Genomic DNA, 14,466 nt, shown 5'->3' with positions numbered 1-14,466 from the left:
AAAGGAAAGTTCACATGGCAAAGTTGCGCCATCTCGCCATCGCCGTCTCCGACCCGGAAGCGGCTGCGCAGTTCTTCGAAAAGGCATTCGGCATGACCCGCGCGGGCCAGGCGATGCGCGGCGTCTACATGACCGACGGCATCATGAACGTCGCCCTCCTGAACTTCGGCGAAGAGCCGGTTCCGGGCTTTGAAACGGAGAAGGACTACAACGGCCTCATCCACTTCGGCATGTGGGTCGATTCCGTCGAGGAAACCGACGAGCTCGTTCGCGCCGCCGGCGGCTCCTACATGGCCGGCCGCAAGGAATCGAGCCCGAACGTCTTTTACGAGGTCAAGTACAAGACGCCCGAAGGCATCGTCTTCGACGTCACGGAAAATGGCTGGAAGGGTGCCGTCAAGAACGTCAACGCCGCCTGAAAGACTTGAGTGACATCGCGTCAGCCCAAAATGGCGCGGTGAAACAAACCATGCCCTTCGCCAGGCGAAGGGGGCAAAACGACTGGAGAAAGTGACATGACCAGAAAGACGATCGTGGTTTCCATACCGGTTTCGGAAGCCTGCCTGTCACGACTATCCAGCCACTACGACGTGATCGCGCTGCCCAACGGACTGGGCAGCGGATCACCGTCGCTCGATCGCGACGCCGTCTGGGCTGTCGTGACCAATGGCAGCACCGGCCTTAGCGATATACAGATGGCGAGCCTGCCGAAGCTCGAACTGGTCTGCTCCTATGGCGCCGGCTACGAGAACATCGACCTTCAGGCGGCCCGACAAAGAGGCGTGCGCGTCACGCACGCCCCGAACACCAACATGGAAACGGTCGCCGATCACGCGCTCGCCCTGATGCTTGCGGTCTCCCGCGACATCTGCAACCGCGATCGTGCCTTGCGCGACGGCGGCTGGGCAACAATCCGCTCCCCGCGGCCGACGCTCTCGGGCGCAAGACTGGGGGTGATCGGCTTCGGCAATATCGGCCAGGCGATCGCCCGACGCGCCGAGGCTTTCGGCATGCGGGTTTCCTATACGACGCCGGAGCCCATGCCGGGCGTCACCCAGCCGCATCTGCCGGATGCCCTATCCCTGGCAAAGGTCAGCGACTTTCTGGTCGTCGCCTGCCCGGGCGGGCCTTCGACGCGCCACCTGGTCAACCGCGCCGTGCTCGATGCACTCGGCCCGACGGGCTTTCTCGTCAACATTTCCCGCGGGATGGTGGTCAACACCGAGGACCTCGTCCAGGCGCTCGGTGACAGGACGATTGCCGGAGCCGCGCTTGATGTCTTCGAAGGCGAACCGACCCTGCCGCTTGCGCTTCGCGACCTTGCCAACCTCGTCGTGACGCCGCATATGGCCGGCCGCTCACCCGCCTCGGATGCGGCACAGATCGATGCCCTCATCAACAACCTCGCGGCGGCAAGCGCCGGTGGCGCCCTGACGGCGCAACTTGCATAAATTGGATGCGGTCATTAAACCGATTCCTGGCCGTAGCGGCCTTGACTGCGTCGTGAAGACAGGAAAGCTGCACGCATGACAACGATTGCCTCCCAGATCTACCAGCAACTTGCCGACGAGATCGCCAAGGGCGTGATGGTGCCTGGGCAAAAGCTCGAAGAAAAGACGATCGCCGAGAAGTTCGGCGTGTCGCGGACGCCCGTTCGCGAAGCGATGCGTGAGCTTGGCGCGCGCGGATTGATCGAAATGAACCCGCGTCGCGGCGGCATCGTCGCCCGCATCGATGTCGAGCAGATGGCCGACATGCTGGAGGCCGAATGCGAGATCGAGGCATCCTGCGGGCGGCTTGCCGCGCAACGCATGACGGCCATGGAACGCGAGCAGCTCTATGAATTGCACCGCCTCTATGCCGACTGCGTGGCAAACCAGGACATCGAAGGCGCACGCGACATCAACCGCAAGTTCCACGATGCGATCTGCCGCGGCGCCCACAACCAGACGATCGCCGCCATGGCGGTCGACCTCCGCGCGCGGCTCGCGCCGTTCCGCCAGCACCAGGCCGGCCCGGCCGATATCCGCCTGCAGCAGTCGCTCGACGAACACCAGAAGATCGTCGACGCGATCAGGGCCAACGACGCCGGCGGCGCCTATGCGGCGCTTTCGGAACACAACGCCCGCCTGAGCGCCGGCGTCATGCGCCGCTTCACCGAAGCCGCGAAGTAACGCCGACGTCTTCGACGCGGCCTGCCGTCGAACCAATTTCACCGCGTAGATTATAGGCGCGCCCGACACGAAAACTCGGTCGGGCGTCGCTTCTGCGCGCCCGCGTTCCCGGTCCGAAATCTCACAGCGCAGCATTTCCCCGCGTGCCCCCATGGGCGCCACATCCCGATCCCTTGGCTCCGGCATGGACCCAAGCGATCCCGCCGTTCCCTTCCGCTCTTTTCGAATTATGGCGCAGAGGCGCATGCAGTCTGGTGCGCAAACTTATAAGTTTGCATTCCATATTAAATCTGTGCATACATATTTACCGTAATGAATACCAATTTCTGGTATTGCCGTCTGACCGACCGAGTTCACGACCCTAGTTCTGGAGGAGAAAACATGGGCAAGACTGCACGGTACATGACATTGGCGCTGGCGCTGGCCGCTTCGAGCGCGCTTGGGGCCCCGGCGTTCGCGGAGGCGCAAAAGACCATCGGCGTCACCGTCCCCTATTTCGGCTCGCCGTTCTGGAAGGCAGGCCTCTACGGCGTCGAAACTGCGGGCAAGGAAAAGGGCTACGCCATCATCAAGGGCGACGCCAAGGACACCGCCGACGTCCAGATCAAGCAGATCCGCGACTTCATCGACAAAAAGGTCGCTGCCATCATCATCGGCGCCGCCGATGCCGCGGCCGTCGGACCGGCCGTCGAAGAAGCGATCGACAAGGGCATTCCGGTCATCGCCCTCTCCGTCCCGCCGAAATCGGACCGGCTGACATCCTTTGTCGGCGCAGACAACATCGGCATGGGCCGCCTGCAGGGCATCTGCCTTGGCCGCGCCATCGGCGGCAAGGGTGAAGTCGGCCTCTTTGCCGGACCGGACGAGATCTGGGCAAAGCTCCGCGTCACCGGCTTCAAGAACACGATGGAAGCCGATTTCCCCGACATCAAGATCGTCGCCGAGAAGGCTGGCGGTACCAAGGATGCGGGCATCGCGGCGGCCGACTGGACCAAGAGCCACCCGGATATCCACGGCATCTTCACCGCAGCCGACACCATGGCTGTGGAGTCGATCAAGTCGCTGACACAGGCCGGGGCGACCGACAAGATCAAGGTCTCGACCTCGAACCTCAACGACGAGGCGCGCGCCGCCCTTGAAAACGGCACGCTCACTTGCGCGTCCCTGCAGCCGGCAGTGTCGATGGGACGCGATGCCATGCGCGAGGCGACGGCCGCGATCGAAGGCGGCAAGGTGCTGGGCCGCATCGAAGCCCCCGCTTTGCTGGTGACCCGCGAGAAGGTCGCCACCTACGATTTCAGCAAGATCATCGCCCCGGCCGATTACCAGCCCTGATATCGCTACGGACCAACGGGGAGCCGCGCTCTGCCCGGCTCCCTCGCCCCTTCGCGGTCGCTAAAAGCGTGCGCACCCCAGCGCTTGGCGCGCTAGCCGCCGCGAAAGCGCAATGCCTCGACCAGCAGCGCAAATGCGGGCGATGGCAGCCGCCGGCTCGGATAGTAGAGATGGAATCCGGGAAAAGGCGGGCACCAATCCTCGAGCACGGGCACCAGCCGCCCCGCTTCGACGAGCGGCCCCAGGTGATCGTCGGGAAGACAGGCAAGGCCCAGGCCGCTCAGAGCCGCGTCGATGATCATCGGCACGTCGTTGCAGACGAATTGCCCTTCGACGCGGACATTCAGCGGGCGACCGTCGCGTTCAAACTCCCACGCATACAGTCCGCCAAGCGTGGGCAGGCGCAAATTGATACAGTTGTGCCCCGTCAGGTCGTGAGGCGTCTGCGGCCTGGGGTAGCGTTCAAAATAGTCCGGCGCGCCCGCCACCACCATTCTGAGATCCGGACCGATGCGGACAGCGATCATGTCCTTTTCGATGCTCTCGCCCAGCCGCACGCCGGCATCATAGCGTTCCGTCACCAAATCGACGAAGCGCTGGTCGATCGAGATCTCGACACTGATCTCGCGATACTCGGCCATCAGCCTTTTCACGGCGGGCATGAGGATCGTCTCGGCCGCGTGGCGGCTTGAGGTTAAACGGATGGTCCCGCCCGGCTGCTGGCGCATCGCGCTCAGCGCGTCGAGCCGGCTACGAATGTCGTTGAAGGCCGGGCGCAGCGTCTCCATCAGCTGTTCCCCTGCATCCGTCGGCACGACATTGCGCGTCGTCCGGGTCAAGAGCCGTACGCCCATGCGCTCTTCGAGCCGCCGCACCGTATGGCTGAGCGAAGACTGGGACGTGCCGAGACGGGCGGCCGCGCGGGTGAAGCTTCGTTCCTCGCCGACCGTCAGGAACGCGACAAGATCGCCCAGTTCATCTCGCTTCATTCATGAATCCACAACATAGGTTCATACTCGATTTAGCATCCAATCGAATTTCTCCGCGAGATCTAGATTCAGGCCAGGGCGCGTTGAACCGCCGTGCCCTCTTGAAAAGAGCGCCGGCCGGTCTCGTGCGCGCTCGCCGCCATCAAGAACGGAGAAAAGACATGAAGAAGCGAATTCTCGGAAAAGCCGGCCTGGAAGTCTCGGCCCTCGGCTTTGGCTGCATGGGCCTGGATTTCGGCTATGCCAACAAAGTCAGCAGGCAGGAGGGCGTTACGCTGATCCGCGAGGCGGTTGATCGCGGCGTGACCTTCTTCGATACGGCGGAGGTCTACGGCCCCTTCACCAACGAGGAGATGGTCGGCGAGGCCCTCAAGCCCGTGCGCGACCGCGTGGTCATCGCCACCAAGTTCGGCTTCAACATCGTCGATGGCAAGCAGTCGGGTTTGAGCAGCCGGCCGGAGCACATCCGCACGGTCTGCGACGCATCGCTGAAACGCCTCGGCGTCGACGTCATCAACCTCTTCTATCAGCATCGCGTCGATCCGAACGTGCCGATCGAGGATGTCGCAGGCGCCGTGAAGGACCTCATCGCTGCAGGCAAGGTCAGGCACTTCGGCCTGTCCGAGCCCGGGGCTCAAACGGTGCGGCGGGCACATGCGGTCCAGCCGGTCACCACGCTCCAGAACGAATATTCGCTCTGGACCCGCGGACCGGAGACGAACGGCATCCTTGAAACCTGCGAAGAGCTTGGCATTGGCCTCGTGCCCTACAGCCCGCTCGGAAAGGGCTTTCTCACCGGTGCGATGAGCAAGGATACCAGGCTCGGCGAAGGCGACTTCCGCAAGATCCTGCCCCGCTTCACGCCCGAAGCGATGGAAAAGAACCAGGCGCTCGTCGACCTCCTGAAGAGGATCGCCGACGACAGGGGCGCCACGCCTGCGCAAATCGCGCTCGCCTGGCTTCTGGCACAAAAGCCATGGATCGTCCCGATCCCGGGAACGACCAAGCTTCACCGCCTGGAAGAAAACCTCGCCTCGGTCGATGTGGCGCTGACGGCAGCCGATCTCGCGGAAATCGAAACGGCGGCGGCAGCAATCCCGATCGAGGGGGAGCGCTACCCGGAACAGTTGCTGAAGACGACGGGCCTCTGAAGGCGCCTGACACCCGAGCAGGATCAGACGGGCGGGAGCGGGAATGCTCTCGCCCCGACATCTCTTCCGGGAATTAAACCAAATGTTTGTCCTCTTCGGCAAGGATGCGACCGAAGCTTGCAGAAGGCTCCATTCCGGAATTGAAGCTGCGGACACGGGACATTGTACAATCTGATATCGGTCGTTCTGAAGAAGCGCCTCGATCTTTCATTCAAGACATCGCCAGACTTCCGCGCACGGATCGTGGAGGCTCCCGGGCTATGGATGAACGAGCGCGAGGTCGCCAGGCTGCGGCAGGAACTGCGAAAAGTCGCGCAACGATCGGTTCCCGACGGGGAGCTCGACTACGGCATCTTCTCCGAGCGTGACGATGCGCTCGCCCGAACGATCGTCACGCTCGTCTATCGGGTTTCCGACGGCGAGCCGGTTGCCTTCAATGCACTGCCCGTCCTCCAGGTCTCTCTCTCCGGCAAACCGGTCGAAGTCCTCCATCTGGGGCTTGTGATGATCGATCCGGCGGTTCGCAGCCAGGGACTTTCCTGGATCCTCTACGGCCTCACCTGTTTCCTTCTCTTTCTGCGCAACCAGCTTCGCCCGCTCTGGATTTCAAACGTCACCCAGGTGCCGGCCGTTGCCGGCATGGTGGCCGAAACCTTCAGCGGCGTCTTTCCCGCACCCACCCGCGGTGCACGCAGATCGCTGCGCCAGCAGCTGATCGCCACGGCTATCATGGAATCGCATCGCCACGTGTTCGGAGTCGGCCCTGACGCCGGTTTCGATGCCGATCGCTTCGTCATCACCAATGCCTATACCGGCGGTTCCGACAACCTGAGGAAGACGTTCGAGGCGGCACCGAAACACCGCAAGGCGGAGTACAACGACTTCTGCGCCGCCGAACTCGACTACGAGCGCGGTGACGACCTGCTGCAGATCGGACAGTTGGACCTCAATGCGGCGCAGCGCTACCTCATGGAAAGCGTGCCGCGCAACGCGCTCGGCCGCCTTGCCGTTGCAAGTACCGTTATCCTCGTACAAAGGCTCGTGCTGCCGGCGTTGCATTGGGCCGACAGCCGCCGGCAGTGGGGCGTCTTGAGGCCCAGCCGATGAACAGCCAATTTTCCTACGCGACCTTCACCACACGCAACATCGGCTTCGTCACCGAAGCGGAACAACGGCGCCTGAGCCAGGCGACAGTTTTCGTCTGTGGAACCGGCGGCATGGGCGGCGCCTGTATCCAGTCGCTAGCACGTGCCGGGATTGGTCGGCTGGTTCTTGCCGATATCGATGACTTCGAGCTTTCGAACCTCAACCGACAGGTCTTCTGCTTTGCCGACACGATCGGCATGCCGAAGGCGGAGGCGACCCGCGACCTTTGCCTCAAGATCAATCCCGGCCTTGATGTCACCGTCTACGGACCGGACTGGACCGACCATGTCGATGCGATCATTGCGCAAGCGGATGTCGTCATCAACGGAACCGATGATCTCAGCGCCAGCCTGCTGCTTTATCGCACGTCACGAGACCACGGCCGGACGGTAATCGACGCCTACGCCTCGCCGCTGCCCTCCGTCTATGTGACGCGGCCGCAGGATCCGATGCCCGAGGAGCGGCTCGGCTATCCGACTGTCGGCACCGCCTGGAACGCGCTGACGCAGGACCAGCGGGCCGAGGCGTTCCTGCGCGAGGCGGAGCATGTGATGGTGCATTCGTCGTCCCGTCACCATGTCGACCTGTCGCTTGCCGGTGAAGTGATCGCCGGCACCCGCAGCCGCATGTCTTTCGCGCCGATGGTGATCTCCACGGGCACATTGATGGCCTATGAGGCGATCCATGCGGTCCTTGGCCGCCCACAGTCTGCCGATTGCCGCGGCTGGTTCTTCAACCCGCATGCCGGGCGCGTCGAGCGACCGCGAAATGCGCTCGTCGCGGCCCTGCTGCGCCCGCTTGTCAGGCGCTACCTGACCCGACTTGCGGCTCCGGCAACGTCATGAACACCTCGCTGATTGCCGATAGCTTCGTTTCGCTGGCAGCGCTGGGCGGTCTGCTCGTGCTGATCGGCGTGATCCGGAGCTTCGACGCCAAGAGCCCGCTGAACCGTCGGTTCCTCTTCGGTCTGCAGGTGCTGGCGGCCTTGATGGCGAGCCGGGTGCTCGCCTGGTGGACAGACCTTTTCATCTTTAAGGCCGCGACGATCATAACCGCAGGGCTCGTCCCGCTCTCGACCGTCCTGCTTGCCGAAGGGCTGTTGCGGCGGCACGCGCCGAGAACAACGAAGTGGATCGCGGCCGGCGGCGCGGCCACCTTCGTCGTCCTCGCCTTCCTGCCGGCATCGTTCGCCGAACCCTGGCGGGTCACACTGCTGTTCCTCTACCAGTTGGTCACCTTCGCCCTTGCCGGACACATGACCGTGACACGCGATCGGACCAGCCTGTCGAAAGCGGAAAATCAGGCCGTCGACCGCATTGCTCTCTCGCTGCTTCTGATCCTGCCGCTGCTCGTGACGGACTTCCGCTCCGTCTACATCGACCAGCCGGTGCGGCTCGGCGGGGTCGCCATCCTGTTTTTGTGCTGGTTGCTGATCAGCCTTGGCCAGCGCGCCGTCGGGCACCGTGACACGGTGGTGTCCTTCGTCATCCTTCTCTCGGTTGCGCTCCTTGCGGCCCTCGTCATCGGCGTCGAAAACAGCCTCGAACCAGCCGCGCTGGTACGAGCGGCAAGCGTCATCCTCAGTGCCGCCCTGCTCGGCGTGATCTGGAAGGACAGCATCAGCCTGCGCATGGAGCAACGGCGGCAAAGCCTGATCCGCCATCTGGCCGAGGACCGCATCGACGACACGCTGGGCTTTCTCAAGGAACTGCAGAACCATCCCTTGGTCGACGGCGCCCTTCTGCTTGGCGAAGATGAGCTCTGCGACCTCGACCTGCCCGCGGTCAAGGCGCTGTTTGCGGCCCGCCCCCTGCTGCGCATTGCTGAAACGGGGAGCCTTTCTCAAGCGGATGCGGAGCAGATGTCCTGGCTGCTCGAAAAATACGAGGCAACCCACCTGATGCTGGTGTCCAACCGTCCGTTCCGGCTGATCGCGCTCAACATGCCCTCCGTCTCCGCCACGCCGGGTGCAGAAACCGAATTGAAGGTCGTCCAGCGCATGGCGATGCTGATCTCCGAAAGAAACCCGCTTCATGATTGAGATCCGCACCGGCGATATCGACGCCTTCTTCGCCGCGCCCTTTCAGATCTATGGCGCGCGGACACCCTATGTCTCGCCGATGTTGAGCGACCTCAAGCGCTTCCTTTCCGCCAAGACGAACCCACTCTTCGACACGGCTGCCGACTTAGCCTTTTTCACGGCCCATGAAGGCGGTGCCGTGCGCGGGCGCATTACGGCGCATGTGCATCGCGCATCGAACGCAAAGTTCGCGCTTGATCGCGGCTATTTCGGTTACTTCGACTGTGTCGATGACGAAAGGGTCGCGGCCGCCCTCCTGGAGCGGGCAGAGGATTGGGCGCACGCGAAGGGATTTCGGGAGATCCTTGGAAACTTCAACCTGACGGCCATGCAGCAGGTGGGCGTCATGACCGGCGGTTTCGAGAACGCGCCCTATACCGACCAGGTTTGGGGACCGCCCTATCTGCCTCGCCTGCTGGAAAGCCGGGGCTATGCGCCCTGTTTCCCGATGACCACTTTCGAAATCGACATTCGCACCGTGGCGATCGACGGATTGCTTGCCAGCGCGCAGATGCGCGCTCTTTTCGACGACGGGTTCCGCTTTTCGCCGATCCGGCGCGCAACGCTCGAACGAAGGCTCGAAGACTCCCGGTTGATCCTCAACGAGAGCTTCGCCGACAATCCGATGTTCGTGCCCGTCAGCCGGGCCGAGTTCGAGTTTCAGGCCAAGGAGATGAAGTGGATCATGGATCCGCGCATTTCGGCGGTCGCGGAAAAGGACGGCGTGCCCGCCGGGGCGGTGATCGCCATTCCTGACGTCAATCCGATGCTGAAGGCGATGGGCTCGCGACTGGGGCTGACTGCGCCCTGGCACCTGCTCAAGCACCGCCTGAAGCGTCGCCGCGCCGTGATCATATTCCAGGGTGTGAAACCGGAACATCAGGGACGCGGCCTGAACCCGCTGCTGCTTGCCCATGTGCTGGGCGAGATGCGCCGTGCCGGCTGCGAAACCGCCGGCGGCACCTGGATCGCGGACGTCAACGCGGCGAGCCTGAGACAGGCGGCGAAGGCAGGCGCAACTCCGCTTCATCGTCTGCATCTCTTCGGAAAGACGCTATGAAGCGCGTTGATGCCACCATGCTCGCCGCTCTCGCGGCCGAAGCCAACCTCGCCCCTTCCGTTCACAACACCCAGCCCGCCCGTTGGGCGCTCGACCAGGCGGGACGCATCCTGCTCGCAGCCGACCTCTCCCGGCAGCTGAGCGTCGGCGATCCGAGCAGCCGCGACATGGGGCTTTCCTGCGGGGCGGCACTTGAGGGCATGGTGATGGCGCTCGCCGCCCGCGGGATCGGTGTGGCGATCGATGATCTCTGGACGGACAATTTACGGGATTGGAAACCTGGCTACCGGTTAGCCGCACGGCTGGAGCTTACCGGCGACGTCGCAGCGCCGCAGGCGCTTTCCGAGTGGATCACGAGGCGCTTCACATGGCGGGCGCGTTTCTCGCCAACCTCAACCGAGCAGATCGAGAGGCTCGAGCATTGGGCCGCTGAGGCGGCCGATGTGAGGCTTGCTTGCGGCCACGAGGACCTTGCCTTCATTGCGTCGCTCAACGATCGCGCAAGCCTCACAATCATGCGCGAACGCGCGTTCCGCGATGAACTCGTAAGATGGATGCGGCTGTCCCCCCGGCATCCGGCCTATTCCACCGACGGGCTCAACCTCGCTGCACTGCAGATGGGACGGCTGGAAGGGGCGTTGGCGGGACATGTCCTGGCCTCGCCGCTTTTCGACATTGCCGACCGCCTGGGGCTTGGCCAAGCGCTCGTCGCGGAATCGGAAAAGACGACGACGGCAGCCGCCTGTCTCGTGTTTCACCGGCCGGAGAATGAGAGCCCGATCGTCTCTGGACAGGCCTTCTATCGTTTCTGGCTGAGCTTCACCCGCTTTGGTCTCGCCGGTTGGCCGATGGCGGTGCTTGCCGACCTGCCATCCGCTGCGCAGGCGTTGCGCGAGCGCTTCCCGCTGCCACCCGGACACCGGGTCATCAACGTGCTGCGCGTGGGGCCGGCGCCGTCAACGGTTCCGAAGTATCGCCTTCCGGCAGGCGATCTCGTGCTGGACGGGAAGCCGGCCTGAGGCCGGCTCCCTTTTCGACATTATCAGGCGGCGTTCTCGGTCGTTGCCGTCTCGGCAAGAAGCCTTTGCGCACTGACGAAGTCCACCTTGCCGGTCCCGAGCACCGGTACGGCACCCACCCTCACGTCGGAGGGAACCATCATGTCCATCGCCCCCTTGTCTTTGGCGAAGCGGAGGAAAGCGGCACGTGTCGCACCAGGAGCATCGGTGAGCATGACCAGACGCTCACCCTTCTTGGGATCAGGCAACGACACGACGACCGTCAACTGGCCGGGCCACATCTCGCCCGCCAGCGCTTCAACAGCGCCAAGCGAAACCATCTCGCCGCCGATCTTGGCGAAACGCTTGGCCCGCCCGCGGATGACGATGAAGCCGTCTTCATCGACCGTGACGATGTCGCCGGTATCATGCCAGCCGTCGGGCGCCGGCTCGAGCACGCCGGGCGCCTCGACGCGAAGATACCCGGCCATGACGTTGGCGCCGCGGATGAAGAGACGACCGCCTTCGGTGACACCCGGCACGGCATCGAGCCTGTATTCCATGCCCGGCATGATCTTGCCGACGCTACCGGCCTTGTTGAACATCGGCGTGTTCAGCGCGATCACTGGCGCAGCCTCGGTCACGCCATAGCCTTCGAGGATGCGGACGCCGAACTTCTCCATGTAGAGCGCGCGCGTTGCGGCACGAACCGGTTCGGCACCGGCGAAGCAGTAGCGGATCGAGCGGAAGTCATAGGGATGCGCCGTCCGGGCATAACCGTTCAGGAACGTGTCGGTCCCGAAGATGATGGTCGCGTTGGACGCATAGATCAGCTCCGGGATGATCCGGTAGTGCAGTGGCGACGGGTAGAAATAGACCGGCACCCCGGAGATGAGCGGCAGAACCGTTCCGGCCGTGAGACCGAAGGAATGGAACACCGGCAGGATGTTGAACACCTTGTCGCCCGAGTGGAAATCGATGCGCGACGCGGCCTGGGCTGCGTTGGAGAGGATGTTGCGGTGCGTCAGCACCACGCCCTTCGGCGTCCCCTCGGATCCCGACGTATAGAGAATGACCGCCGGCTCGTCGGCCGTGCGCCGGACGAGCGGCCGCCCCTTTCGCAGCAGACCACGCAGCTTGTCGGCAAGTCCGATCGTCTGGCGCAGATCATCGAGCCAGACGATCTCCACCGTCTTCGACAATTCCTCGACGACGGGCCCGAGTTTCGCCTGGGCGACGAAGGCACGCGACGTCAACACATGACGGACCTCGGCTGCCTTGCAGGCCGAGATGATGTTGGCTGCACCGGCGGTGAAATTGAGCATAGCCGGGACCTTGCCGGCCGACATCACGCCGAGGATGGTGGCAACCGCGCCGTTGGCGTTGGGCAGGAGAACGCCAAGTGCCTTTTCATTCGGGAAAAGCGACTGGAACTTGGCGCCGAGCACGGCCGCACCGGTCAACAGCTTGCCATAGGTGAGCGAACCGGTAACCGGGTCCTGCACGGCGAGCTTGTTGAACCCACGCTCCTTGGCGGTCTTGATCACCTTTTCGAGCACGGTGGTGTCCGTGTCGGTGGTGCGGAACATCAGCATCGACATGACCTGGTAGAGCGCGGCACCCGCGGCCATGCGCCGCTTGCGGCCCTTCAGCTCTTGCGGCACAGACAGGCGAACCGGCTCCAGAATGGTCACCTTCACCTTCGGGAACAGGCGGCGGCGCACGTGCATGGAACTGAGGCGCGAAAAGTAGCTCTTCTCCAGCCCGTCGATGCGCACCGGCACGACCATGGAGCCGGTCTTATCGGCCACCATCGCGGCGCCGTCATAGACCTTCATCAAGGCGCCGGTCACCGTGATGCGGCCCTCAGGGAAGATCACCAGCGGCTCACCGTTGTTGACCGTCTTGATGAGCGTGCGCGTTGCCATCGGCTTTGACGGATCCAGCGGCAGGAAGTTGCACATCTTCAAGAAAGGTTTCACCCACCAGGCCTTGGCGATCGTGTAGTCGACCGCGAAGGTCGGCTCCTCTTCGGTCAGCGCCAGCGCCAGCGCGCCGTCGAGGAAGGACACATGGTTGAGCGCAATGATCGGTGCGCGACCGGCCTTCTTCAGATTGTCGAGGCCTTCGACTTCCAGACGCAGGAAGGCGCGGAAGAGGATGGAGACGAAATCGCGGAAAGCGTTGGTCGGCAGCGTGCGCAGCATGACCCAGGCCGCAACGGCATTGGCAAAGGCGAGACCGGCAAAGAGCACAGGTGTCGACATGCCGGACGCCTGCAGGATGGCGACAAGGCCGCCGCCGGTGGTGATGAAGGCTGCAGACAGCACGTTCGACGCGCCGATGACGCGCGACCGCTGGTCCTCTTGCGCCCAGGCCTGAAGCGCTGCGAGCGTGGGAACGGCGAGGAAGGCACCGGCGATCGCCATGCCGGCAAGATCGATGGCGATCCGCACCGTATAGGGATTGGCGAAGAAGGCAGAGAGCGTCTCAGCCGGAGCGACTGTGCCGGCTTGTCCCACGCACCAGGCGAGATCGAGACCGAACAGCGCCATGATCAGGGTGCCGACGGGTGCCGGCAGGAGCACGATGCGTCCGGCCGACATCCAGGCGGCAATCGCCGAGCCAATGCCGATTGCGACGGCAAAAACGGCGAGATAGGCGGTGATCGCCGTCTCGTCGCCGCCGAGATGGTTCTTCACCATGGGCGGCAGCAGCGACAACACGATGGCGCCGGCCAGCCAGAACCAGGCGGCCATCAGCGCGGTGCGCCAAAGGCGCTGGTCGCCGCGCAAAGAGGCAACGAGCCGACCGGTCGAGCGCAGGACGTTGCGATCGACGACGAGATCCGGAGCCTTTGCGCCGAGACGAGGGATGTAACGGCTGGAAAGCCAGCAGGCGAGTGCCAGGCCGAGCATCATGGGACCGAACACCCAGGGATCGACGCCATCGGCCGCGGCAAGCCCTGCCACGACCGTGCCGCTGAGGATGGCGATGAAGGTTGCCCCTTCGATCCAGGCGTTGGCGCGCGGCAGTTCCTTGCGCTCCAGATGGTCGGGCAGGATGCCGTATTTGACCGGCCCGAAGAGCGCGGAGATCGCGCCGAACAGGAAGAGTGCAACCAGCAGCACCGCGATGGAGGAGAAGGCGATCCCGACAACCGCGACACCGGCGGCCGCAAGCTCCCAGCGCTTCAGTCTCTCGGCGACTTCAGCCTTGTCGAATTTGTCGGCGAGTTCGCCGCCAAGCGCGGAAAAGAGCAGGAACGGCGCCATGAAGACGGCGCCGGCCAGCGTGACGAGCGATCCCGCGTCATCGGCCGCCACGGTTGCGAGGATGAGGAAGACGAGCGTATTCTTAAGAAAATTGTCGTTGAACGCCGATAGAAACTGCGTCCAGAAGAGCGGCGCAAAGCGCCGGGAAGTCATCAGATTGTTTTTCACGGAACGTCTCCCTTTTTTTGAGCGTTCTAGATGAAAATAGTTACGCACTCGTCCACAGGTTGTTCGCCATCACGACAAGGCTAACGGGGA

Annotated in this window: 12 protein-coding genes; 10 read left to right on the top strand and 2 right to left on the bottom strand. The window is 63.5% G+C overall.

The genetic code is table 11. The features are described 5' to 3' along the window. Positions 1-14 precede the first annotated feature (14 nt). From JVX98_RS29975 to JVX98_RS29960, 4 genes are all read left to right on the top strand, one after another. Entirely contained in the window at positions 15-419 is a 405-nt protein-coding gene (locus JVX98_RS29975; RefSeq protein ID WP_043623945.1) for a VOC family protein, read from the top strand. 96 nt (positions 420-515) lie between these two features. Continuing rightward, the gene (locus JVX98_RS29970; protein WP_205240021.1) at positions 516-1,451 is read left to right on the top strand and encodes a 2-hydroxyacid dehydrogenase; all 936 of its coding nucleotides are present in this window, start codon (positions 516-518) and stop codon (positions 1,449-1,451) included. A gap of 75 nt (positions 1,452-1,526) precedes the next feature. Next, a complete protein-coding gene (locus JVX98_RS29965) occupies positions 1,527-2,174 on the top strand; it encodes a GntR family transcriptional regulator (protein WP_043623951.1) in 648 nt (215 codons plus the stop codon). Positions 2,175-2,555: 381 nt separating this feature from the next. Beyond that, positions 2,556-3,509: a sugar ABC transporter substrate-binding protein gene (locus JVX98_RS29960; RefSeq protein WP_205240020.1), complete on the top strand. Its 954-nt coding sequence runs from the start codon at positions 2,556-2,558 to the stop codon at positions 3,507-3,509. A 92-nt stretch (positions 3,510-3,601) separates the two neighbouring features. Here the strand turns inward: JVX98_RS29960 and JVX98_RS29955 are convergent, their stop codons facing one another. Beyond that, positions 3,602-4,498 carry a LysR family transcriptional regulator gene (locus JVX98_RS29955; RefSeq protein ID WP_043623957.1) on the bottom strand — a complete coding sequence of 299 codons (897 nt, stop codon included), beginning with the start codon at positions 4,496-4,498 and terminating at the stop codon, positions 3,602-3,604. A 161-nt stretch (positions 4,499-4,659) separates the two neighbouring features. On the opposite strand from JVX98_RS29955, the gene JVX98_RS29950 reads away from it, so the two are divergent. The 6 genes from JVX98_RS29950 (at position 4,660) to JVX98_RS29925 (ending at position 10,954) form a co-directional block, all read left to right on the top strand. Further along, positions 4,660-5,649 (top strand): aldo/keto reductase, encoded by a 990-nt coding sequence (locus JVX98_RS29950; protein ID WP_205240019.1) that lies wholly within the window; start codon positions 4,660-4,662, stop codon positions 5,647-5,649. 162 nt (positions 5,650-5,811) lie between these two features. Further along, positions 5,812-6,756: a hypothetical protein gene (locus JVX98_RS29945; protein ID WP_205240018.1), complete on the top strand. Its 945-nt coding sequence runs from the start codon at positions 5,812-5,814 to the stop codon at positions 6,754-6,756. Beyond that, positions 6,753-7,640 carry a ThiF family adenylyltransferase gene (locus JVX98_RS29940; protein WP_205240017.1) on the top strand — a complete coding sequence of 296 codons (888 nt, stop codon included), beginning with the start codon at positions 6,753-6,755 and terminating at the stop codon, positions 7,638-7,640. The genes JVX98_RS29945 and JVX98_RS29940 overlap by 4 nt, the downstream gene beginning before the upstream one ends. Then, on the top strand, positions 7,637-8,836 hold the full coding sequence (locus tag JVX98_RS29935; protein WP_205240016.1) for a hypothetical protein: 1,200 nt from the start codon (positions 7,637-7,639) through the stop codon (positions 8,834-8,836). The genes JVX98_RS29940 and JVX98_RS29935 overlap by 4 nt, the downstream gene beginning before the upstream one ends. After that, a complete protein-coding gene (locus JVX98_RS29930; protein ID WP_205240015.1) occupies positions 8,829-9,935 on the top strand; it encodes a GNAT family N-acetyltransferase in 1,107 nt (368 codons plus the stop codon). Before JVX98_RS29935 ends, JVX98_RS29930 begins: the two co-directional genes overlap by 8 nt. Then, positions 9,932-10,954, top strand: a complete 1,023-nt coding sequence (locus tag JVX98_RS29925; protein ID WP_205240014.1) for a hypothetical protein — start codon at positions 9,932-9,934, stop codon at positions 10,952-10,954. Before JVX98_RS29930 ends, JVX98_RS29925 begins: the two co-directional genes overlap by 4 nt. Before the next feature lie 23 nt (positions 10,955-10,977). On the opposite strand, the gene JVX98_RS29920 is transcribed toward JVX98_RS29925, so the two are convergent. Next, entirely contained in the window at positions 10,978-14,376 is a 3,399-nt protein-coding gene (locus JVX98_RS29920) for an acyl-[ACP]--phospholipid O-acyltransferase (RefSeq protein WP_205240013.1), read from the bottom strand. Positions 14,377-14,466: the final 90 nt, after the last annotated feature.

Origin of the sequence: Ensifer sp. PDNC004, from assembly GCF_016919405.1 — a bacterium.
GTDB lineage: Bacteria > Pseudomonadota > Alphaproteobacteria > Rhizobiales > Rhizobiaceae > Ensifer.
Note: the sequence above shows the minus strand (reverse complement) of the source record. Positions and strands in the feature narration are given on the sequence as shown.